Consider the following 23,121-nt stretch of genomic DNA (forward strand, 5'->3'; position numbering starts at 1 on the left):
CGTCAGCATTGATAGAAGGAGGAAACTGGTGGAATCAAGCCTTCGAGGCAGCAGGGTTTATCGATGCATTTCGAGTGGAACTAGCACCGGAAGGCATGGACTTAATGGATGTTCGATACAATGTAATTCAGTGGGTTCACCGATCCACGCGGGGCTGGTCCTACGGAGCCAGTGTACGTGACCCACGTACTGGAGAGATTTTAAAGGGTCATGTTTCACTTGGTTCACTGCGAGTGAGACAGGATTATTTGATTGCACAAGGACTTTTGCAGCCATTTGAAGATGGGGCTCCAGCCAATCCTGAAATGCTAGAGCTTGCCGTTGCCAGATTAAAGCAGCTGTCTGCTCATGAGATCGGCCACACAATCGGTTTGGCACACAGCTATGCTACTTCCGCTGACAATCGCTCTTCCGTAATGGATTATCCTTACCCATTGATTACTGAGACAGCAAATGGAGAGCTGGATCTGAGCAATGCTTATGATGACAAAATCGGCGATTGGGATAAGTGGGCTATTAAATATGGGTATGCTGTCACTCCTGCAGGTCAGGATGAAGCTACATTTCTTAAGAAAACATTAGAAGACACCTATGAGGCTGGGCATCAATTCATCACAGATTCCGACTCCCGGAATCCAAGTGGAGCACACCCAACCTCGCACCTTTGGGACAACGGTTCATCTGCTTCTGACGAATTAATGAGAATGCTGAAATTGAGAGAAAATCGTATGAAAAACTTTGGCTTAAATGCCATTCCTGAAGGTCAGCCTACAGCACTTTTGGAGGAAGTATTCGTGCCTCTATATTTGATGCACAGATTCCAGATTGAAGCCACAAGTAAGCTTCTGGGTGGTGTGGACTATCGATACAAGGTGAAAGGCGACAACCAGCCAACTCATGGTTGGGTAAATTCTGCGCAGCAAAAAGAGGCTCTGGAAGCTCTACTAGTCAATATTTCCCCAGAGCAGCTTCGGGTGCCGGATCATATTTTGAAATTAATCCCTCCTAGACCGTTTGGTTATGGAAGAAATAGAGAGACGTTCGTTTCACGAGTGAGCCCAATCTTCGATCCAATTGCTCCAGCAGAAACCATCGTTGATTTGACATTTTCTTTCTTGCTAGATGGAGCTAGAGTAAACCGCGTTTATCTACAACATTTACAGCAAAGTAATCTTTTTGGGCTTAACGATATGTTGACAAGTATTGAGAAGCAGGTTTTCAATAACTACACAGCCGAAGACATTAACCTTGAGATAATCCTAATGACTCAAGCAAAATATGTAGATCATTTGATTGTATTAGCTAAAAATGCGGATGTCTCCAATACCATCAGAGCAATCGCCAGAGGGAGGTTAAGGGAGCTTACTGCTAATGGTCGGCTATTATTAGGGGCAAATCCTAGAGCTCAGCACCAAGCTTACTTAGCCGAAAAAATAACTGCATTTCTAGACCTACCGGAAGAACTTATTACTCAAGAAACCTTGAAAGCTCCAGATGGCTCTCCTATTGGTATGTCAGAAATGAGTTGTGATTTTGAATACTAATTTTCCCATGAAACAAATTTCCCATAAAAGCCGACATCATGTCGGCTTTTATTGCAATAAGGAATTGAACACGAGATAGATAAAGATTATATTGGAATTTTAAAACTGATATTTTTATGGGAGAATCTAAAAAGAGGTGTTTTGTTGTGATGGGTTTTGGTACCAAAACCGATTATGTAAGTGGGAGAAAGCTAGATCTAAATAAGGCCTATAAATACCTTATCAAACCTGTAGTTGAATCCAAAGGGATTGAATGTGTGAGGGCAGATGAAATTTTACACTCCGGCTCCATAGATGTGCAAATGTACAAGGAGCTCTTAATGGCAGACTTAGTCATTGCTGATCTTTCTACCGCCAACAGTAATGCAATCTATGAACTCGGGATCAGGCATGCTTTGCGTCCATATACCACAATTGTCGTTGCTGAAGATAAACTTGCTTATCCTTTTGATTTAAATCACATCCTAATTAACAGCTACAACCATCTCGGTGATGCTATTGATATTGAAGAAGCGGAACGGTTTAAAGAAGGACTGGGAAAGCAAATAGATGCTGTAATCAATAAAGAAGAGTCCGATAGTCCCGTTTACACCTATTTAAATTCTTTGATTCCTCCTAAAATAAAAGAAGCATTGGATGAAACTGTTGAAAAGGTAAAAAACACTGAAGTACAACCTACTGAAACAGGAAAGGCATTATCCAAGATTATCCAAGATGCGGAAGATTTGATCGAGCAAAAAGATTTTGATAAAGCAAAACTCCTCTTTCAAACTGCAATAGTCCTGGCCAACATGAATAATTCACAGCCAGACACGTATTTGACACATAGATTGGCATTTACAACTTATAAGGCCGCCAAACCTGACTTAATCAGTTCCCTATATGAATCAATGAGGCTTCTTCAATCAATCAATTTAGCTCATACTAACGACCCAGAAACCGTATCCTTGGCTGGTGCAATTGAAAAGAAATTATATGAAAATGGAGAAGGCGAAAACCACTTAGATGAGGCTCTCCTATACTTTTTGAGGAGTTATTACACTTTAAATAATAGATACAATGGAATAAATCTAGCTCTTACTTATGTCTACAGAGCAAATTCTGGACTTGCTACAAGCAAAAATGAAAAAATCACTGACTTGGTGATGGCGAAAAAGCTGTGAGAATTCTCTATCTATGTGATCGCGATTGGCCAATAGTATTAGCAAAAGAACAAAATGATGCGGTAAATTTGAATGCAAACACCAAAGAATCCCAAGAATTACAAGATTACTACAATACTCAAAAATTCTGGATATCTGTAAACCGGGCCGAGGCCTATTTTGGACTAGGCCAATTTGAAAACTATCAGAAAAACAAAGAGCTTGCAAAAAATATCCCTCATCCTACTTGGATGTGGAAAGCTTTACCGAGCAAATAGGTAAATTAGCTGTAGGATTGACCAAAGCAGGTCATTTTATGGAACCTTCTTGGAAAGCCCCTGTTTAGATAGCCAAACTATTTTAGATTTATGAATAACCCTTTATTGGCAACTTTTGCCACCCCATTTGATACCGCTCCTTTTGATCAAATCACTCCAAAACACTTTCTCCCAGCTATAAAATCAGCAATCGCTGAAGCAAAAGAAGATATTTCAAAGATTAAAGCGGAAGCATTACCAACCTTTGAAAATACGATTGAAGCTCTTGATGGCTCCGGTAAGCGTCTGGGTATTATTGCTGGTATATTTTTCAACCTAAATTCTGCTGAAACCAGTGAAGAAATTCAATCCTTAGCTCGGGAAATCTCTCCACTTCTAACCGAACATGGAAACGATATTTTACTTGATCAAGCACTTTTTCAGCGCGTAGCACAGGTTTTTGAGCAAAAGGACGGGTTAAAATTATCTCCTGAGCAAGTGACTTTGCTAGATAAAACTTATAAATCCTTCGTGAGAAATGGTGCTAAGCTAAAGGGAGAAAAAGCTGATCAATTAAGAAAAATTGATCAGGAATTAGCTCAAAACTCCTTGAAGTTTGGTGAAAACGTTCTGGCTGAGACAAACAAATATGTTCATATAGTAGATCTGGAATCTGATCTGGAAGGTCTGCCAGAAGGAATCAAGGAGGCTGCCTTGCACAAATAGCTGAAGAAAAAGGCGAGCCTGGCAAATGGGCATTTACGCTGGACTATCCAAGCTATATCCCTGCAATGACCTATGCAAAAAACAGAGCTTTACGAGAAACGCTCTTTATGGCAAATGGGACGAAATGTGCCAAAGGCGATGAACTGGATAATCAGGAAATCATTAATAAAATCTTGAAGCTTCGACATGATAGAGCTGTACTTTTAGGTTATAAAAGCCATGCTGATTTCGTACTAGAGGAGCGAATGGCAAAAAGCCCAAGTCAAGTCATTTCATTTTTGGATTCATTATTGGAAAAAGCCAAACCTAAAGGCAAAACAGAAATTAAAGAGTTGGAAGCTTTTGCCAAGGAACTTGATGGCCTTGAAGAGTTGAAGAAATGGGATTTCGCCTATTATTCCGAGCTTTTGAAAAAAGAAAAATACTCACTTGATGATGAGCTTTTAAGACCATATTTCCAATTAGAGAAAGTAATTGATGGGGTATTTCAAACTGCCGAGAAAGTTTTTGGAATAACGTTCACCCCGAGAACCGACATACCAGTTTACCATAAAGACGTTACAGCTTATGAGGTGACAGACAAGGAAGGAAAATACCTTTCGGTCTTTTATGCAGACTTCTTCCCACGTCCAGGTAAAAGAAACGGCGCTTGGATGACTAGCTATAAGGGACAAAGTATAAAGGAGGGTCAGGATATTCGTCCACATGTTTCTATTGTCTGCAACTTTACCAAACCAACTAAGTCAAAACCTAGTTTATTGACATTCAATGAAGTGACTACCCTTTTCCATGAATTTGGACATGCGCTTCACGGCATGATGGCCAAAGGAAGCTATGAATCGCTTTCCGGTACGAGTGTATTTTGGGACTTTGTAGAATTACCTTCTCAGATTTTCGAAAACTGGTGTTATGAAAAAGAATGTTTGGACCAATTTGCGAAGCATTATGAAACTGGAGAAAAGATCCCAGAAGATCTAATTGAGAAAATCAAAAAGGCTTCAAACTTCCAGCAGGGCTATCAGACGTTAAGGCAAATTAGCTTTGGACTTCTAGACATGGCCTATCATAGTAAGGATCCGAGTGAGATCACAAGCATTCGAGACTTTGAGGAACAAGTGATGAAGCCTACCGACTTACTTCCTAAGGTCCAAGGAACTTTGATGAGCACATCATTTTCTCACATTTTCCAAGGCGGATATTCTTCTGGGTATTATAGCTACAAATGGGCAGAAGTACTTGATGCAGATGCGTTTGAATTGTTTCAGGAGAAAGGTGTATTTGACAAGGCTACGGCAGATTCTTTTGTAAAAAACATATTATCTGCCGGAGGTAGTGAGCATCCGTCTGTTCTCTACAAGAGATTCCGTGGAAGAGAACCAAAACAAGATGCCTTGTTGAAAAGGGCAGGATTGATTTCAGAATAATTTGCTTTCTTTACTTCAACATATGTTGTAAAGATATTTTAATATGATTATCCGCAATGATGCACGTCACATTAGATTCTTTGCTTAATAGATAGGGAGATCGAACCTTTGGAAACGCTCAGCACAAGTGACCGAAGACCGAAGTAGCCTCAATTATTAAGTTTAACATATCTTACATTGCTTTTGCCGCCTGAGTGGTAGAAAAGCGGATATACCTATATATTAATTTCAAAATCCAACCCTTGATGGAAATTTCAAGTAATAAACTACCTACATACCTTCGGGCGCTATCAGTAATGATTTTCATTATTGTATTAGTTTTCTTTTTGATTGTAGGAAAAAGCTTGCTAGTCCCTTTATTCATGGGCGGGTTCTTTGCGATTTTGTTTACACCACTTTCTATGTGGCTTGAGTCTAAAAAAGTCCCTAGGACGCTCTCATGCATCACATCACTATTAGTAATGATTGCCATAGTCGGTGGTCTACTGACCTTTATTATCGGGAATGTGGCGAGTTTCACCAAGGATTTTGATGATGTCTCTGGACGACTCACGGATTATGCTGAGGATATAGATCAATGGTCCGTAGAAACATTTTCTGTAGATCCAGAATTGAGCGAAAAAGCAAATACTGATTACCTAAAAAACGTGCTGACCAAAAACAGTTCTAGCATAGGGGACTTTGCCATGAACGCTGTCGGATCACTTACCGGACTGGTTTTGATCCCTGTTTTCATGTTCTTCTTTCTATTATACAGGAATCATCTGACCAACGTGATCATTCACATCTATCGAGATAAAGATCCTGAATTGGTTAAAATGCGCATTGTCAGCTTACGGAAAGTGATTTTAAATTACATAGTAGGCGTGGTCAAAGTGATGGGAATTCTGGCCATACTTAATATCACTGCATTTTCTTTACTCGGAATTAAGCACGCTGTGTTCTTCGGTACACTAGGTGCTATATTGAATATTATCCCCTATGTAGGGCCTTTCTTCGGTGCCATGCTACCGATGATTTATTCCTTTCTTACTAAAGACAGTTTGTTTTACCCTGCAGGTGTTCTTGTCAGTTATCAAATAATCCAGATGATAGAAGGTAATTTTCTGACACCAAAAATTGTGGGAGGGAATGTCAACTTAAATGCATTCATCACTTTTCTTGGGCTGATAATCGGTGGTACAATTTGGGGAGTGGCAGGAATGATTTTAGTTATTCCGGCAATGGCCATATTACGTGAAATATTTGATTTAAGTGAGTCCACACGGCCATTTGCACTTTTACTTGGTGAGGAAAAGGATGAAGAAAAAATAGAAGAGATAGAAGAGATAGAAGATGAAAACAACGCTTAAAACACTTTTGCTTCTTATTACGATAGGAACAACACTTTCCTGTGATTCAGACGAGAGCAAAAAAGGTAGATTTCTGCTAAAAGGTAATGAGAAAATGGAAGAAAATGACCCTAAAGGAGCCATGGAATTCTATGCAGAAGCGCTTGAAATGGATTCTACTTATGCTGAAGCTTATTACAATAAGGCACTTGCCCATATTCAGCTAAATCAATTGACAGCAAGTATTCAGGATCTCAGTTTAGCAATCAAATTTAAACCTGGATATTATGATGCTATTTTCCAAAGAGGCTTAAGCTACCTCGACAATGGCGAGTTTTATAACGCTAGAGAAGATGCCAAGCAGCTAATCTCTCTTGATAATAAAAATTGGAGAAGCTACTTTTTAACTGGCTTAGTTGAAGAAAAACTAACCAATTTCCCGGAGGCACTAGCGGCATTTGGAGAGGCATCGAAACTCAATCCCGAAAACTCGGACTTGCTCGTAAACCAGGCGACAATCCTATATTACCAGAAAGATTTTGAAGCTGCCAAAAAGATTTTAAGCAAAGCCACAACGGTCAATCCCTTAGAACCCAATCTTCATAATTTACAATCAATGATCCTTTTTGATGAACAAAATTATGCAGGAGCATTGGATGCTGTGGAAAAAGCGATTTCTCTCGATAAGAGTCAACCTTATTTCTACAATAACAAAGGGCTATATCTCCTGTTTCTAGATCAAAAAGAAGAAGGTTTGAACCTGATTAACCAAAGTATACAAATGGATCCAACCAATCCTTTTGCTTTCAGAAATAAAGGGATCTACTATGTAATGGAAGGAGACAAAGTTTCTGCCTTGCAGTATTTAGTGGAATTGAGCCAAAATTATCCAGATATGGACTTGGTAAAAGAATATTTAGAGAAGGCTCAGGCGCTCTGATTTCGCTCAAAAATAACTTCTTGAATAATTTTCTGCAGCTCTGAAGCATCAATAGGCTTAGCTACAAAACCGTCAAAATCACACTCTTTTATTCTGTCTTTTATTTCAAGCTTAGCAGCCGCAGTAAGTGCTATGACTGGTGCTTCGGAGATTTTTTTGATCGCTAAGGTTGCATCAAAACCGTCCATTTCAGGCATTTGAATATCCATCAAAATGCAATCAAAATTGGTATGCTTTACAGCATTAACCGCTTCTAAGCCATTTGTTACTCGCTCGTAGGTGAAGCCCCACTTATTAATAATTTTACCAAGAACTAATGCATTCACATCATTATCCTCAGCCATTAATAAATGAAGGGATGAATTTTGGTAGCTATATCCCTTAGTAAGTGTAGGTTTCTCCAGCTGCATTTCCGAAATCTCGAATTCTAATTCAAAGTAGAATTTACTTCCTTCGTTTATTACAGAATCAAGCCCAATTTCTCCTCCCATCAGATTCAATAGCTTCCTTGTGATAGAAAGCCCTAGGCCAGTTCCGCCATATTTTGTACTAAAGGTGGGCCTTACTTGATCGAAATCATCAAATATTTTATCCTGATGTTCAGACGCTATACCTATCCCGTTATCACTAACTTCAAAGTATACTCTTGCTTTACCATTTCTTCTTTCGGTCAAACTAACATTAACCTTTACTTCTCCTTCATTTGTGAATTTGAGGGCATTAGTAATAAGATTATTTAAGATTTGAGAAAGCCGGGTTTTATCTCCAGACACCGTGATATCCAACCCTTCGGAAAGCTTGACTTCTAATTTATTTTTACTGTCTCTAGCATGAAATGTCAAGCCTTTGATTATTTGATTGACAAAGGAACTGAGATGGAAAGGTGCTTTTTCTATTGTTAGTTTACCTGCTTCTATTTTCTGAAAATCCAGCAGATCATTGATCATAATGATCAGATTATCCACTGCAAAATTGATCGTATCTAACTCGGATTTTTGATGGACTTGCGGATGATCATGGATTAAGGAATACGTAGAACCTGAAATTGCATTCAATGGCGTACGAAGTTCATGACTAATCATGGAAAGGAAATCAGATTTGATCTGATTAGCCTTTTCGGCTGCCTTCCTTGATTCGTCCAAGGTTGATTCAAACTCCTTCTGACTACTGATATCTGTCAAATATCCATACCAAACCATATCTCCATTCTCGAGAACTTGTGGTCTGGCAGCTCCCAGAATCCAGCGATAATCTTCAGATTTAGGATCAGCGTTTACTCTGAATTGACATTGCCATGGTTCAACTTTTTTAGCTGAAGCAATTGAACTCATGATGACCTGAGGCAGGTCAACTGGATGAACACGAAAATTGCCATAGAAATATCTGAAAAATTCTCAAGCTCCTCTGCTTTTAAGCCTAATACCTGTGCTATCCCTTTGGATAAAAATGAAAAATTCATTTTCCCGTCTGAATCCATCACCAATTGATACAATCCACCTGGAACTTGTTCAGTTAGGTTAATCAAGAAATTGCTACTGTCCTCCAGATTCTTCTCCAATAGAACTTTTTCAGAAATATTTTTAAATGATAGCAAAACATACTGAATCCCGTCCACTTTAAGCTGCTTTGAGGCAATTTCAAGATTCAGTGGAGAACCGGAGGAAATAGTAAGGATGGTATAAAAACGATGAATTTTATGGTCAGATACTGCACTACTCAACCAATTCCCCCATTGAAGAGGATCATCAAACAACCCTTGCACCTCACTTAAATGATGTATTTTTTTTTCACCAGAATATCCAAAAAGGCTCAACGCTTCGGTATTTGAAAGAAATACCTCTCCACTTGGCTTAAGCACTAATTGAGGATCTGGAGATTCTAGTAAAAACTGTTGAAATTCTTCAGTAGTGGGTAAGCCTTGTTTCCTAACTTGTTCGCCTTTATAAAAAAGAAAATAGTTTGTTGAGCTATCCTGGGGAAGTTCAATTTGGAAATTATACTCATTTCCATCATGACTTAGTTCTAAGGTTTCTTTGAAAATAAAACTGCTAATGTCCAACCCCAACCCAACGAGACTCCTATCTGTCAAATTTGCCCCAATTTGATCTTCAAAAGCTTTATTGGTATAAAAAATAGGATAAGGGAAGGTATCATCGGCAAGAAACACCATCTCGGATGACTCGTAAATAAGTTTCTTGAATGTACTGTTAATTCCTCTTTCCTGCATTGAAATGGTGCTTACTTAGCTTGAGCTATGATCTTGATAAAACCATAATTCGTTGGGACGACTAATTATGACGTAAACATACAGCAATTTGTATTTCGTAGCAAACTATTTGATTTATAAATACATTTATTTGACATTATTTTGATGGCCGGCAAACTAGATAAATCACTACTCTTTACAAGTACTGCTTAGTTTAATCCAAAAATTAGATTTTCTAGAATTAGTTAGACAAAAAAAAGCCGTAACAATTCTGTTACGGCTTTGAAATTATTAGCAAATATTATTAGGCTTTGGCTTTGATCAGGTTTAGTGCTGATCCGGCTTTAAACCATTCTATCTGTCCTTCATTGTAAGTATGATTTACTTGGATAGTATCAGAAGACCCATCTGAATGGTTTAGCACTACTTGCAATTGCTTGCCTGGAGCAAAAGTAGTCAGGCCAAGAATATCTATAGAATCATTTTCCTGAACCAAGTCATAGTCAGCTGGATTAGCAAACGTCAATCCTAACATACCTTGCTTCTTCAAGTTAGTTTCGTGAATTCTCGCAAAAGATTTCACCAAGATAGCTCGTACACCAAGGAATCTAGGTTCCATTGCCGCATGCTCTCTAGAAGAACCTTCTCCATAGTTTTCGTCACCTACAACGATAGAACCGATTCCATTTGCTTTATAATCTCTCTGCGTTGCTGGAACTTCACCATATACTCCAGTCAACTGATTCTTCACGGAGTTAGTAGCATCAGTGTAAGCATTAACAGCCCCAATAAGCATATTATTGGAGATATTATCTAAGTGACCTCTGTATCTCAACCATGGTCCAGCCATAGAAATATGATCTGTTGTACACTTTCCTTTTGCTTTGATGAGGAGTTTTAGACCTTTCAGATCTGTACCTTCCCATGGCTTAAAGGAATCAAGCAATTGAAGACGATCTGAAGTTGGACTGACAACCACCGTGACATTAGATCCATCTTCTGCTGGCTGCTGGTAACCAGCATCTTCCACTGCAAAACCTTTAGTAGGTAGCTCAAGTCCGCTTGGCTCATCCAACATCACAGACACCCCCTCTTCATTCACTAGACTATCTGTCATAGGATTGAATGTCAAATCTCCCGCGATTGCCAATGCGGTCACGATCTCAGGAGACGCTACGAAAGAGTGAGTGTTTGGATTTCCATCCGCACGCTTTGCAAAGTTTCTGTTGAAGGATGTGATAATAGAATTTTTCTCTTGTTTCTCAGCTCCATGACGAGCCCACTGTCCGATACAAGGTCCACAAGCATTTGCAAGAACTACTCCGCCCATTTGACCGAAAGTGTCCAAGAAACCATCTCTATCAACGGTGAATCTCACCTGCTCAGACCCTGGAGTGATTGTATATTCAGATTTAGCAACAAGCTTTTTATCTACTGCTTGCTGAGCAAGCGATGCAGCTCTTGAAATATCCTCGTAAGAAGAGTTCGTACACGAGCCGATCAAACCAACTTCCAATTTTGCTGGCCAGCCGTTTTCTTTCACAGCAGCAGCAAATTTTGAAATAGGCCAAGCCAAATCAGGAGTGAATGGTCCATTCACATGAGGCTCCAATTCAGAAAGGTTGATCTCGATTACTTCGTCGAAGTAAGTAGCAGGATTAGCATAAACCTCGTCATCACCAGTAAGGTGTTCAGCGATTCCATTTGCCAATTCAGCGACATCAGCTCTTTCTGTTGATGCTAAGTAAGCAGCTGACTTTTCATCGTATCCAAAGATTGAAGTAGTTGCCCCGATCTCAGCCCCCATGTTACAGATAGTGCCTTTTCCAGTAGCAGAAAGTGACTTAGCGCCATCCCCAAAATATTCGACGATTGCTCCGGTTCCACCTTTTACAGTTAGAATTCCAGCTACTTTCAAAATCACATCTTTGGCTGAAGTCCAACCGGAAAGTTTACCGGTAAGTTTTACTCCGATCAACTTAGGGAATTTCAGTTCCCAAGGAAGTCCTGCCATTACATCACATGCATCTGCTCCCCCGACACCGATAGCTACCATTCCTAGACCACCAGCATTAGGCGTATGAGAATCCGTACCTATCATCATTCCACCGGGAAATGCATAATTTTCTAAAACTACCTGGTGAATAATACCTGCTCCTGGTTTCCAGAAACCAAGACCATATTTATTAGAAACAGAAGCCAAGAAATCATAAACTTCCTTGTTTTTGTCTTTTGCTTTGGTCAAATCCTGAACTGCACCTACTTCAGCCTGGATCAAGTGATCACAGTGTACAGTAGAAGGCACTGCTACTTGACTTTTGCCAGCTTGCATAAACTGCAGCAAAGCCATCTGTGCTGTAGCATCTTGCATTGCAACCCTATCTGGTTGAAAATCAACATAAGAAACACCACGGTCATATGCCTGTGAAGCGGCACCTTCGCTTAGGTGTGCATAAAGAATCTTTTCAGTCAAAGTAAGTGGACGCCCCACAGCCTTACGAGCTGCTTCGATACGCTCAGGGTATCTGGCATACACCTTTTTGATCATTTCAATATCAAAAGCCATTGTATAGGGATTTTTTTGTTTGGTAAAAGTTTCGATTTTAACGACTGCAAATATAGGAAGTTAGCCCAATAATCTGTAACCATTTACCCAGTGTAAAGTATCCTTTTCCTTATTTAAAACCATTTTAGCTTTGCTTTAAATCATAGTACTTTAATAGTATTGCTTAATTTTAAGTCAAATAGTAAATAGAAGGATGAAATTTCGAAAAACAGAAGGATAGATTTCGAAAAGGAAATAAATCTCAGCTATAATTATAGTCAGATAATATTTACTTTGCGTCAACAACTAAATATTTGAATGGAGTTTATTCTCAATCCATTTTCAGTAACGCTTATTATTTCCGGATTACTTGTAGGAGCACTGTCAATTTATATCTCCGTCAAGGTAGAAGGATCTACGAGGTGGATTGCACTTACCATGCTTTGCGCGTCTATTTGGGGTTTTTTCTATGGTCTCGAACTTAGCGTGTCTACTCGGGAAGCCATATTGATTTTTATTAAACTTGAATACTTAGGAATCTCATTTTTAGGTGCCTTTTGGCTAATTTTTAGCTTGATTTACACCAGTTTTAGGACAAAATATTATCGCATTTTGCTAGTCTTAATCCTGTTGATTCCTATCCTGACTTATGTCATGGTACTGACCAATGAGTCGCATCGCCTCTTCTATAAATCAATTACGATTATTGAATCTGGCGCGCTCTCGATAGCCAACATCGAAATAGGGCCTTGGTACATTGTCAATTTAATTTATACTTACATTGTATATTTACTTGGAAGCTTGATAATCTGGAGAAGATTCCGATTTTCTGATCAGCTTTTCAAAACTCAAACTAGACTCATGTTATTAGCAGGAATTTTTCCGCTGATATTTAATCTTGTTTACCAAACCCACCTATTCAGACCATTTGAAGTTATAGATTTAACTCCTTATGCATTTTTGGTCACCTACTTAGTTTTGGGATTTGCTATCCTAAAACACCAACTTTTCAGCTTGAAACCGATTGCTCGTACCAAAGTGATTGAGGCCATTACAAAAGGTGTTTTGGTCTTAGATTCCCAAACCCAAATTGTAGATTTCAACCCAGCTTTCTTAACCTTTCCTGAAATAGGTAGCAAGGCGAAAATTGCCCTAAAAGCGGAGGAGATTTTCGAAAATAGTCTCGATATCCTCAAATTGATCAACGAAGGGGAGGCCAATATCATCGAGACCACGACCGGATCCAATAAAAACATGAAAGTCTTCAAAATAGAAGCCATTCCACTTTTAGACAAGAAAACAGTAAATAGTGGCTTAGTATTACTTTTTGATGACATTACAGAACAAAAATCCATCAACCAAACTTTAAAAAACCAAAAACAAGAACTTCAGCAACTAAATGAATTAAAGGACAAATATTTCAGTATTATTTCGCATGATCTTAAAGGACCAATTTTCGGTATCAAGGAACTGATCCACCTGACTAATTCAGGAATGGTCGCACAAGATGAATTTATGAGTATGCTGCCAGAAGTTTCCAGAAACATGGAACAGGTTGCAATGCTATTAGAAAATCTTTTAGCTTGGTCTAGCTCTCAGCTAAAAGGAGGTGAAATGGTAAAGCCCCAGGAATTTGATATTCATAAAATCCTGGAGCAGCAAAAGAGTATTTTGGAACGAATAGCTACTGAAAAGCATATAGAAATTGAAATAAAAGCCAACGCAAACGCAAAGGTGATCGCAGATAAAAACATGATTGAATTAGCACTCAGAAACATAATGAGTAACTCAATTAAGTTTTCCAAGAAAGGAGGAAAAATCAAAATCTCCACTCACGATGAATTAGGCTTAGTAAAGATTTGCATTGAAGATTACGGAAAAGGAATTTCCTCCGAAAATCTTGCGAAAATAAATGAAGGAATATCCTTTACTACAGTAGGAGAAAACAATGAGTCTGGAACTGGGCTCGGCCTTATCTTAGTAAAGGAATATATTCAAAAAAATCATGGGTCAGTCGAAGTTTCTTCACAGCAAGGAAAGGGCACCAAATTCTGCATCAAACTCCCCAAAAGTCAAGAGGATAAACTCTTATAATGACAAAAGAAAAGCCATTGTATCTACCTCATCAGCGTACTCCCATGGCTCAGGAGTTTGCGCATCACCAAAAGGAACAAGACCATTTCCATTGCCTACTACACATTGAATTTTTTCTTTCAATCCATCCAATTTTTTCGCCAATTGCTCCTCATTTGAATAAACTTCGTAAAAAAGAACTGCTATGGGAGATACCAAATCCTCACTTTCCTTGAGGAGCAAAAATCCATTATCAAGATGATCTTCCAGATTGACTAGATATATAGATTTGTTGTAATCATAATTGTTATGGTACTTGTGATGCGTCCCAACCGATGCATAAATCTCCAATGCTCCAAGCAAATCTTGGAGTTGATCTATAGATTTTACATAGATTTTTGAAACGTTTCTGCAGCCTAGTCCATAATATTGAAAAATATCCTTTCCTAAATTGACGTAATCCTCAGTGGTTTCACTCCCTTTCAAAACAGCTACAGAGGTTCTGTTCTGACGGATAACATGTGGATATTTCCCAAAATAGTAATTGAAATAGCGAGATGAATTATCACTGCCAGTTGCGATATAAGCATCCATTCCCTTTAGCATTTCTTCTATGCGAACTTGCAACTCAAATCTAGCCTCAATTTCAAATAGCTTTTTCAAGAGCCATTTCATGAATATTTCATCAGAGGAACTTAACTTAATAACAGCTAGATGACCTGAAAGAATCACACACATTAGGTCATGAAACCCAACTCCAGGAATGTTTCCCGCCAGCATTAAGCCAATTGATTTTGGATTTTCAATCTCCTTCAACTCATAGATAGAAAGCCATGCATCCAACTTTTCAGGTGCGAGCATAAAAGCAATTCCCTCAAGGGCTGACTCCATGGATTCTTTTGTAAACCAGTTATTATTATTCTCAGCTCTCCACAGCAGCTCATCCTTCTCTTCGAGGCTTAAGTTGACTATAGCTTCTCCTAGTTTGACAAATGCAGATATACGTTCAGCTGGCTTCATAATATAGATTTAAAGAGGCAAATTTAGCCTTTTTGCAAAGAAGCAACCGTAGAATTGAATTAAATTAGTTAGTGTGACAACTTTTTTATTGCCTTACAGTTTTAAGGTTATTACTTTTGGACTTTAAATAATTGAAGTTATGGCTATAATGATTACCGACGAATGCATCAACTGTGGTGCATGCGAACCAGAATGCCCAAACACTGCGATCTATGAAGGTGGCGTAGAGTGGACTTGGGGAGGCGGTACTACTTTAAATGAAGTGACATTAGAAGACGGTACTGTAATAGATGCAAATGAAAAACAAGAGCCGGTTTCAGACGAATTCTACTACATTGTTACAGATAAATGCACCGAGTGCAATGGCTTTCACGAAGAGCCACAGTGTGCGGCGGTATGTCCTGTAGATTGCTGCGTAGACGACCCTGACCACCGCGAAACCGAGGAGGCTTTATTGGCTAAAAAAGCCTTGATGCACGGCGAATAAGCAGATTCACAGCAAAATATTCTTTAAACTTCAGAGGGTTTTAACCTAATTATCCTACTTATTGGATAAAAATAAAGAAGGTCTGGCTTGAAAACTCAGTTCTAAATGTTTTATCTTGGATTGAATTTTAAACAACCTTATACTTATAACATAAAGAATTGTGGACGATCAAAGAGGCTATGACAGAGAGGAGATTTTCTCCAAAAAAGTAAAAGCGGGCAAAAGAACGTATTTTTTCGACGTTAAATCTACTCGCTCAAATGATTATTACTTGACTATTACTGAAAGTAAGAGAAAGGTAAACGGAGAAAATTTTACGTATGAAAAGCATAAGATCTTTCTCTATCAAGAAGATTTCTTCAAATTCGTGGAAGCACTAAATGAATCTGTTGATTACGTAAAAAATGACCTTCTTCCAGATGTAGATTTCGAGCAGTATGAGAAAGAAGAGTCTGAATATAATGATGAACTGAAGTGGGAATAAATTGATTGGATTCATCAGTTTTATAGTTTCAATATAGAGAAATGGTATATTAGAGGAGGCAGATTTGTCTCCTTTTCTTATTTCAGAATATGCCAGCGATTTTTCATTTATCTCATTTTATCCATTGCGGTATTCTTGCTGTTTGGTTGGTATTTCTCAAACATCACGCTTTACCTGATCATTTCCTTGATACTCGCAGCACTCCTGCGACCATTAACTAATCAATTAAATGATTTCCACCTCTTAGGACAGCATATTCCTAGATGGTCAGCTATTCTCTTATCCTACTCAGCGATAATTCTTTTAATAGTATTACTAAGCTTTCTATTTTTCCCACTTATTAATAACCAAATAATCATCCTCAGTGAACTAGATTTGGACGGCATTTATGAGCAAGTCCAGCTTCCGGTGGGTAGAGTGGAAGGTTTTCTTTTGAGGCACGAATTATTGGAAGGTCAACCCGGCTACTTATTTGGCAGCTTGAAGACAAGTATGATAGAAATGATCAAAGAATTTGACTTCACTTCATTTATTGGCGGCGTAATAAATACTACAAGTAGTCTTTTTATTGGCACGATGGCTATTGCCTTTATCAGTTTTTTCCTTCTTCTGGAAAATGGCTTACTGCGTAGAAATCTATTGAATTTGATTCCAAACCCTTATTTTGAACTTTCAGTAGCGACATTCACAAAAGTAGAAAAGCTGTTATCAAATTACCTTTCAGGGCTATTATTGCAAATGCTGGCCATTTTCTCATTAGCTAGTTTTGGGCTCACCATTATGGGTGTGGAGTATGCGTTGACTATCGCTCTATTTGCAGCTGTAGCAAATCTCATTCCCTACGCAGGTCCACTATTAGGTGCGTTATTCGGTATTATTGTGGGGATTTCTTCAGGAACTTTTGAAACAAACACCGAATTAAATTACCTAATAATCAAGATCCTTTCAGTCTTTGGCCTCGTTCAGATTACTGACAACATATTTCTGCAGCCATTGATATTTTCTAAATCTGTAAAAGCACATCCCCTTGAAATATTTGTTGTTATCTTTGCCGGGGCAAAAATCGCCGGAGTAGTCGGGATGATTTTTGCTATACCGGTTTATACGATCTTTAGAGTGTTTATTTTAGAGTTCTATAAAGGGTATAAATCATACAGAATATTTCAAATAAAATAATTAATTAATGGCATTACAATGTGGCATTGTTGGACTTCCAAACGTTGGGAAATCCACTCTGTTTAATGCGCTTTCGAGTGCGAAAGCTGAGGCAGCAAACTTCCCTTTTTGCACGATTGAGCCGAATGTGGGTGTTGTTACTGTTCCAGACAAAAGACTGCAAATCCTTGAAGAACTTGTAAATCCAAACAGAGTTCTTCCTACAGTGATTGAATTCGTCGATATTGCTGGGCTTGTAAAAGGTGCCAGCAAAGGTGAAGGTCTGGGGAACAAATTTCTTGCAAATATACGCGAAGTCGATGCTATTATTCACGTAATAAGATGCTTTGACGATGAAAACATCGTCCACGTAGCTGGAGGAGTAGACCCGATATTTGATAAGGAAGTAATTGACACTGAGCTTCAATTGAAAGATTTGGAATCAGTAGATAAGAAAATCCAGAAGACAGAAAAAGTAGCTAAAGCTGGTGATGCAAAAGCAAAAAAAGAATTGGAAACTCTTTTGCAATTCAAACAAGCACTTACCAATGGCAAGAATGCTAGATCTGTCGATGTAGAAAAAGAGGACTTGGAAGCAGTTCGGGATTTACATTTGCTTACTATCAAACCTGTGATCTATGTGGCGAATGTAGATGAAGAAAGTTTGCAGGCGGGCAACCAGTATGTAGATAAGCTGAAGGAAGAAGTGAAAGATGAAAATGCGGAAGTAATCATCCTATGTGCGGCAATAGAAGCTCAAATCGCAGAATTTGATGACCCGGAAGAGAAGGAAATGTTCTTGGGTGAATACGGTTTGGAAGAAAGCGGATTAAACAAATTAATCAGTGGTGCGTACTCATTATTAGACCTGATCACTTATTTCACAGCTGGTGTACAAGAGGTCAGAGCCTGGACCATCAAAAAAGGTTGGAAAGCTCCTGCAGCAGCTGGAGTAATTCATACAGATTTTGAAAGAGGGTTCATCAAAGCTGAAGTGATCAAATTACCTGAATATCAGAAATTCAAGACTGAAGCAGCATGTAGAGAAAATGGAAAAATAGCTATCGAGGGCAAAGAATACGTAGTTCAAGATGGTGACATTATGCATTTTAGGTTCAATGTGTAACATATTCTCAAAAAAATTGATAATTTTGTAATTGCATATTCACCCAATACGTTACAATTTTATCTTATTTATTGTCTCATTTTATTTTTAATTTACCGTGAGAGTTAGACTAATATTTTCCCTAAAAAACAAGGGTTCTTACCTGCCTTTTCACCACCAGTATATTCTGGCACAATTCCTTAAAGGACTTATTGTGAAAGGTGGAAGAGAAGAGTTTTACAACTATAACTACTTCAATTTCTCCGGTCTGAAAGGCCAGACTAAAGTAAGTAGAAGTGGATTGCACTACTATTCCAGTTTAGTAACCCTAGTATTATCTTCACAAAGTGAAGACTTCATGGACTATCTGCTAGAGCAGGTTTTTGCCACCCCAAAAATCGAACTTGGCAACCTAATTATGGTCCCTGAGTACACTGAAATTGAAGTTGAACCAGTTTTGGAGACATCAAACAAGTTTGTTTGTATTTCCCCATTGGTATTGATCACTCCTGCCTTCAACGAGGAAGCAGGTAAGCGCTTCATTAGTCCGGATAGCGATGAGTTCTCCGATTTACTTTACGAATCTACGCTTACCAGAATGGAAAGATCTGGCTGGTACACTCCTGAGCAAATGGAAACCTTCTACAAATTCCAGGTAGTTCCTGATATGGTTTATGTGAATAAACTTAAGGAAGCACAGAAGAAATTTGCTAGAATCTATGCCGTTTACGACATGGATGTAAAATATGAAGTGAGAGGATACACGCTTCCAATCACCTTATATGCTGCTCCTGAAGTTCAGGACTTCGTGTTCAAATGTGGTCTAGGAGCGTTTACTCACAAAGGTTTTGGAATGCTAGATTTGGCTAATCATCCAGCTGGCCCGAGAACTACAACATACAAATTCAAAAGAGAAGGTTTTGTACCTTACAAGCCAAGTGAGCGCGTTCGCGAGAATGTCGCACCACCTGCAGATGAAGACAAAGAATCAACTTCTGAAGAATCATAAAAAAATCCCTTCCGTATTTCGGAAGGGATTTTTCTTTTAGAGCCTGCGGCGATTTGGGTGTAGATAAATATAGCCCACCAGCTGATCGTAACGTGACCCTAAGTTTCTAAAATAAACCAATACTTCATATTCATTTTCAGTTTCAAAATAACTGCCTTCAAAGGGCTTTGTGTCAAATGCTCCATTTCTCAAATAAGCATATTGGTAATCATACCATCCTTGTTTCACTAAAAGGGAGGTAGTGTAAACACTCATTTTTGGATCCCATTCCATTTTTGCTTCAGGCGCTTTTCCCCAATTTGTCAATGAACCTAATAAGTAAACTGGGTCAGAATCTTCAGCGATAGCCAATCTAAAAGTCATCAGCATGTATTCACTTTCTATTTCAGGATTTCCGCCCGGTCGATCTTTCGTTTCAATTATATATTGGCCATTCAGATCCAAATACTGAGAGTATGCAGTTTCTGGACGAGGCATATTGATATTTCCGTCTGCAAAAATCACATCCGGCTCTACTCGCATATTAGCTATGTTTACCCCATTAGCCCTGATGAATCTCAAGTCAACGAAGCGGAATTCATTACCCGCATCAAAAGTATTCCCTCCGTCAAATGACTCGTACCTCAAAACTTTGGAACTCTCATTCATAAAGGTTGGCTTAGCCAAAAATTTCGCATTGTCCCATCGTTGATTTTGGCGAATGAGAACTTTTATCTGTCCATCTGGATTGGTAACCTCCCCTGCCGAATAATTCACCACCACATTGATCTGTTGAGATGTATTTCGAGCTGCTGTTTGAGAAGGCGGGACAATGGATGCTCCGTACTCGGAAAGTCTCCTCGTAAATCATGAATCGCTTGGTCAGAATCACATCTGACTCGTCGCGTTGCCGGTAAACTTTAATTATATAATTTCCAGATTTTGTGACTCGGGGAAGTTCAAATCGGTAATGAATATATGGGATCCTCGTATTAACCGAATACTCGTAATCCTGAATGTTAAACTCGTTGAAGGTGGGCGAAAAGTCGTTGTCTTTCAACTGTGACTTCTGCCAATCTGCATCGCAATGAATCAATTTGGCAGTGTACAATTCAGGATCAAAGGCTAAATCATCAAATAGTAAAACCAATGGCTTTTCTGATCTCAAAGGGATTACTGGTGCATCAATCGAAGCATCAAAAGTCTCGCCCGCCCGAAACAAACGAACTGATTGAATGTGGTCTTTGTATACTTTATCCTCCAGTTGCTGCGCAAAAAGGTGGAAAACAGCTGATATGCTAAATAAAAAACTTAAAAAAAGGGATTTGGTCTTCATTCTGAAAAATAGGCAAAATGAAGACCAAATCTAAAATTTACTAAGAAAGGAGCTTCCTGAAGGTTGGAAATTTTATCAACTAACTTTTCCCATTGCTCATTTGATGCTTTCAATTTGGCTTGAATCCCTTGATAGTTTTCTTGAACTTCCTGAGCTTCCTCTTCTCTGGAGTATAGATCTGGGTCAGCCATTTTACGCTCCAAAACCAACTTTTTCTCCTCCAACTTTTCCACCTCCTTTTCAACTCGCTCCAATTCTTCCTCAAGTTTTCTCAAGTCTTTTTTGGCTTGTTGCGCCTCAGGGTTATTAACAGGAGCCTTCGCTTTTGGCTGTTCTTTTTCTCTGGCTTTTGGACGGCCTGCACAGGTACAGGCGCTTGCTTTTCTCCGCCAAGCCTCATATTCTGCATAAGTGCCCAAGTATTCCTTGATCTCATGATTCTCTATGTACCAAATCTTATTTGCCACACCTCTAATAAAATGTCTATCGTGAGATACGGTTACAAATGTCCCCTCATATTGCTGAAGTGCCTGAATCAAAATATTCACCGACTGAAAATTCAGGTGGTTAGTAGGCTCATCAAGAAGTAAAAAGTTAGATTCTGGAGATCAAAGTTTTCGCTAGTGCAACTCTCGACTTTTCCCCTCCGGAAAGCACTTTGATCTTTTTGAATACTTCCTCATTAGAGAATAAAAAGCATCCTAAAACTCCACGAAGCTCCATCTCGGATTTTGCGCTTCCGGCCTGAGCCATTTCCTGCAAAATCTCATTATCCAGGGTCAATGCTTCCAATTGATGCTGCGCAAAGAAAGATTTGATGACATTATAGCCTTCAGTTCTTCCTTTAATATCTTTTTTCAGAACCATCTATGATTCTGAGCAAAGTTGATTTCCCCTTACCATTCGCTCCGATCAAAGCAATTTTATCACCTCGCTCGATTCTAGCAGTAGTATTTTTCAGAATAAACATTATCTCCGTATGCCTTCGAAATGTTATCCAAGGTGATCACATCCCGGCCTGATTGCTTTGAGAACTTGAATTTAAAATTCACAGAAACCTCATCACTCACCACCTCATGCACACGATCCAATCTATCCAAAGCTTTGATTCTAGACTGAACTTGGTTGGATTTAGTCGCTTTGGCACGGAAACGCTCGATGAACTTCTCCGTCTGCTTGATCATCTGCTGCTGATTTTCGTAAGCATTCTGCTGAATCTCCATCCGCTCCACTTTCTCAGCCTTATAAAAAGAGAATAATTTCCAGCATAAAGCGTCAGCGTATTACTCGCCACTTCCACAGTACTACTAATGCAATTATCCAAAAAAGTCTGATCGTGGGAAACGACAATCACTGCGCCCTCATAGTTCTTCATGTAGTTTTCTACCCATTCGATAGAAGGAAGATCCAAGTGGTTGGTAGGCTCATCCAGCATGAGTAAGGAAGGTTTTTCAAGCAAAAGTTTAGCAAGCATCACACGCATTCTCCATCCTCCCGAAAAAGTCCTGAGCGGTTTGTTCAAATCTGCAGACTTGAAACCAATTCCTTCCAGTACTTCCTCTGCCTTAGCTTTGATTGTATAGCCTTCATTCGCCTCAAATCTTTCCTGAAGAAATGCCAATCTATTGATCATCTCATCGGAATAATCCGTTTCCATCTTTTTCAAGATTTCATCGATCTCATCTTGGAGTGCCAATGTTTCCTTGAACGCAGCCAAGGCCACATTCAAAATACTATCGTCTGACTGGTATGAAAGTAAATCCTGATTCAAAAACCCTATAGTACAATCCTTTGCCTTTTGAACTTCTCCAGAACTCGGCTGATAGTCACCGTTGATAATTTTCAACAGCGTGGATTTACCAGTACCATTTTGACCTACAAGTCCAATTTTGTCCTTTGGTTTGATATGCAAATTGGCATTTTCGTAGAGCGGGCGCCCTCCGATGAAGTAAGAGAGATTGGAAATCGATAACATGGCGCAAAATTAACCATTAACCCGCTTATAACCTTTTCATTCCCAAACATTCTGAATGTTTCTTAACTTACTATATCAAAGAAATTTCCAATTATGTATTATCAATCTAAATATTCAACTCTCCTAGCAATAGGAATCACCTTATTTTCTTTTGGTTGTGAACAAAATCAGAAAGCTGAAGCTCAGAGTTTTCAAAATGCCAAATAGTGCAAATAAAATTGGCATAAGCAACGCAAAAGCAGAGGTACAACTTGACAGAATCAAGTTGCCTGAGAATTTTAAAATCGATGTATGGGCAGCTGAAATTCCGAATGCAAGAGAGATGGCTATCTCTGAAGAAGGGGTTGTATTCGTAGGAAGCAGGCAAGAAGGTAATGTAGGTG

General features: G+C 38.9%; 15 protein-coding genes and 4 pseudogenes. 13 read left to right on the plus strand and 6 right to left on the minus strand.

The genetic code is table 11. From position 1 onward, the window contains the following. Nucleotides 1–8 precede the first annotated feature (8 nt). From AC0L6R_RS05255 to AC0L6R_RS05280, 6 genes and pseudogenes are all read left to right on the plus strand, one after another. Nucleotides 9–1,544 (plus strand): zinc-dependent metalloprotease, encoded by a 1,536-nt coding sequence (locus tag AC0L6R_RS05255; protein WP_473270228.1) that lies wholly within the window; start codon nt 9–11, stop codon nt 1,542–1,544. 116 nt (nt 1,545–1,660) lie between these two features. Next, a complete protein-coding gene (locus AC0L6R_RS05260; protein ID WP_473270229.1) occupies nt 1,661–2,707 on the plus strand; it encodes a tetratricopeptide repeat-containing protein in 1,047 nt (348 codons plus the stop codon). After that, nucleotides 2,704–2,964 (plus strand): hypothetical protein, encoded by a 261-nt coding sequence (locus AC0L6R_RS05265; RefSeq protein ID WP_473270230.1) that lies wholly within the window; start codon nt 2,704–2,706, stop codon nt 2,962–2,964. The genes AC0L6R_RS05260 and AC0L6R_RS05265 overlap by 4 nt, the downstream gene beginning before the upstream one ends. Nucleotides 2,965–3,054: 90 nt before the next feature. After that, nucleotides 3,055–5,093: pseudogene (locus AC0L6R_RS05270) on the plus strand (M3 family metallopeptidase). Nucleotides 5,094–5,338: 245 nt separating this feature from the next. Beyond that, on the plus strand, nt 5,339–6,445 hold the full coding sequence (locus tag AC0L6R_RS05275; protein WP_473270231.1) for an AI-2E family transporter: 1,107 nt from the start codon (nt 5,339–5,341) through the stop codon (nt 6,443–6,445). Next, entirely contained in the window at nt 6,429–7,364 is a 936-nt protein-coding gene (locus tag AC0L6R_RS05280; protein WP_473270232.1) for a tetratricopeptide repeat protein, read from the plus strand. The genes AC0L6R_RS05275 and AC0L6R_RS05280 overlap by 17 nt, the downstream gene beginning before the upstream one ends. Here the strand turns inward: AC0L6R_RS05280 and AC0L6R_RS05285 are convergent. The 3 genes from AC0L6R_RS05285 to AC0L6R_RS05295 form a co-directional block, all read right to left on the minus strand. Beyond that, on the minus strand, nt 7,352–8,695 hold the full coding sequence (locus AC0L6R_RS05285) for an ATP-binding protein (RefSeq protein WP_473270233.1): 1,344 nt from the start codon (nt 8,693–8,695) through the stop codon (nt 7,352–7,354). The two genes, AC0L6R_RS05280 and AC0L6R_RS05285, sit on opposite strands and share 13 nt — an antisense overlap. After that, nucleotides 8,692–9,591: a hypothetical protein gene (locus AC0L6R_RS05290; protein ID WP_473270234.1), complete on the minus strand. Its 900-nt coding sequence runs from the start codon at nt 9,589–9,591 to the stop codon at nt 8,692–8,694. The genes AC0L6R_RS05285 and AC0L6R_RS05290 overlap by 4 nt, the downstream gene beginning before the upstream one ends. 283 nt (nt 9,592–9,874) lie before the next feature. After that, complete coding sequence (locus AC0L6R_RS05295) at nt 9,875–12,136, minus strand: aconitate hydratase (RefSeq protein ID WP_283412983.1); 2,262 nt, start codon at nt 12,134–12,136, stop codon at nt 9,875–9,877. A gap of 297 nt (nt 12,137–12,433) precedes the next feature. Here AC0L6R_RS05295 and AC0L6R_RS05300 point away from each other — a divergent pair, with 297 nt between their 5' ends. After that, a complete protein-coding gene (locus AC0L6R_RS05300; RefSeq protein WP_473270235.1) occupies nt 12,434–14,209 on the plus strand; it encodes a sensor histidine kinase in 1,776 nt (591 codons plus the stop codon). On the opposite strand, the gene AC0L6R_RS05305 is transcribed toward AC0L6R_RS05300, so the two are convergent. After that, complete coding sequence (locus tag AC0L6R_RS05305; protein WP_283412985.1) at nt 14,204–15,208, minus strand: acyl-CoA reductase; 1,005 nt, start codon at nt 15,206–15,208, stop codon at nt 14,204–14,206. The genes AC0L6R_RS05300 and AC0L6R_RS05305 overlap by 6 nt on opposite strands. 139 nt (nt 15,209–15,347) lie before the next feature. On the opposite strand from AC0L6R_RS05305, the gene AC0L6R_RS05310 reads away from it, so the two are divergent. From AC0L6R_RS05310 to cas6, 5 genes are all read left to right on the plus strand, one after another. Beyond that, the gene (locus AC0L6R_RS05310; protein WP_283412986.1) at nt 15,348–15,695 is read left to right on the plus strand and encodes a 4Fe-4S binding protein; all 348 of its coding nucleotides are present in this window, start codon (nt 15,348–15,350) and stop codon (nt 15,693–15,695) included. A gap of 160 nt (nt 15,696–15,855) precedes the next feature. After that, nucleotides 15,856–16,179 (plus strand): DUF3276 family protein, encoded by a 324-nt coding sequence (locus tag AC0L6R_RS05315; protein WP_473270236.1) that lies wholly within the window; start codon nt 15,856–15,858, stop codon nt 16,177–16,179. A gap of 135 nt (nt 16,180–16,314) precedes the next feature. Further along, on the plus strand, nt 16,315–17,355 hold the full coding sequence (locus tag AC0L6R_RS05320; RefSeq protein ID WP_473270237.1) for an AI-2E family transporter: 1,041 nt from the start codon (nt 16,315–16,317) through the stop codon (nt 17,353–17,355). Between the two features lie 7 nt (nt 17,356–17,362). Beyond that, nucleotides 17,363–18,460: a redox-regulated ATPase YchF gene (gene ychF / locus AC0L6R_RS05325; RefSeq protein WP_283412988.1), complete on the plus strand. Its 1,098-nt coding sequence runs from the start codon at nt 17,363–17,365 to the stop codon at nt 18,458–18,460. A gap of 97 nt (nt 18,461–18,557) precedes the next feature. Beyond that, on the plus strand, nt 18,558–19,448 hold the full coding sequence (cas6, locus tag AC0L6R_RS05330; RefSeq protein WP_283412989.1) for a CRISPR-associated endoribonuclease Cas6: 891 nt from the start codon (nt 18,558–18,560) through the stop codon (nt 19,446–19,448). A gap of 36 nt (nt 19,449–19,484) precedes the next feature. On the opposite strand, the pseudogene AC0L6R_RS05335 reads toward cas6, so the two are convergent. Together AC0L6R_RS05335 and AC0L6R_RS05340 are read right to left on the minus strand one after the other, a co-directional pair. After that, nucleotides 19,485–20,763: pseudogene (locus AC0L6R_RS05335) on the minus strand (type IX secretion system plug protein). Continuing rightward, nucleotides 20,760–22,738, minus strand: a pseudogene (locus AC0L6R_RS05340) (ABC-F family ATP-binding cassette domain-containing protein). Before AC0L6R_RS05340 ends, AC0L6R_RS05335 begins: the two co-directional pseudogenes overlap by 4 nt. A gap of 196 nt (nt 22,739–22,934) precedes the next feature. Here AC0L6R_RS05340 and AC0L6R_RS05345 point away from each other — a divergent pair. Next, a pseudogene (locus tag AC0L6R_RS05345) lies at nt 22,935–23,121 on the plus strand (PQQ-dependent sugar dehydrogenase); the annotation flags it as partial.

The sequence above is a fragment of the Algoriphagus sp. 10J20-15 genome (genome assembly GCF_055809615.1).

What these genes read in the sequence shown, in the direction of transcription:
- AC0L6R_RS05260 (WP_473270229.1), top strand. Translation starts at nt 1,661, where the DNA reads ATGGGAGAATCTAAAAAGAGGTGTTTTGTTGTGATGGGTTTTGGTACC.
- AC0L6R_RS05275 (WP_473270231.1), top strand. Translation starts at nt 5,339, where the DNA reads ATGGAAATTTCAAGTAATAAACTACCTACATACCTTCGGGCGCTATCA.
- AC0L6R_RS05280 (WP_473270232.1), top strand. Translation starts at nt 6,429, where the DNA reads ATGAAAACAACGCTTAAAACACTTTTGCTTCTTATTACGATAGGAACA.
- AC0L6R_RS05285 (WP_473270233.1), bottom strand. Translation starts at nt 8,695, where the DNA reads ATGAGTTCAATTGCTTCAGCTAAAAAAGTTGAACCATGGCAATGTCAA.
- AC0L6R_RS05290 (WP_473270234.1), bottom strand. Translation starts at nt 9,591, where the DNA reads ATGCAGGAAAGAGGAATTAACAGTACATTCAAGAAACTTATTTACGAG.
- AC0L6R_RS05295 (WP_283412983.1), bottom strand. Translation starts at nt 12,136, where the DNA reads ATGGCTTTTGATATTGAAATGATCAAAAAGGTGTATGCCAGATACCCT.
- AC0L6R_RS05300 (WP_473270235.1), top strand. Translation starts at nt 12,434, where the DNA reads ATGGAGTTTATTCTCAATCCATTTTCAGTAACGCTTATTATTTCCGGA.
- AC0L6R_RS05305 (WP_283412985.1), bottom strand. Translation starts at nt 15,208, where the DNA reads ATGAAGCCAGCTGAACGTATATCTGCATTTGTCAAACTAGGAGAAGCT.
- AC0L6R_RS05310 (WP_283412986.1), top strand. Translation starts at nt 15,348, where the DNA reads ATGGCTATAATGATTACCGACGAATGCATCAACTGTGGTGCATGCGAA.
- ychF (WP_283412988.1), top strand. Translation starts at nt 17,363, where the DNA reads ATGGCATTACAATGTGGCATTGTTGGACTTCCAAACGTTGGGAAATCC.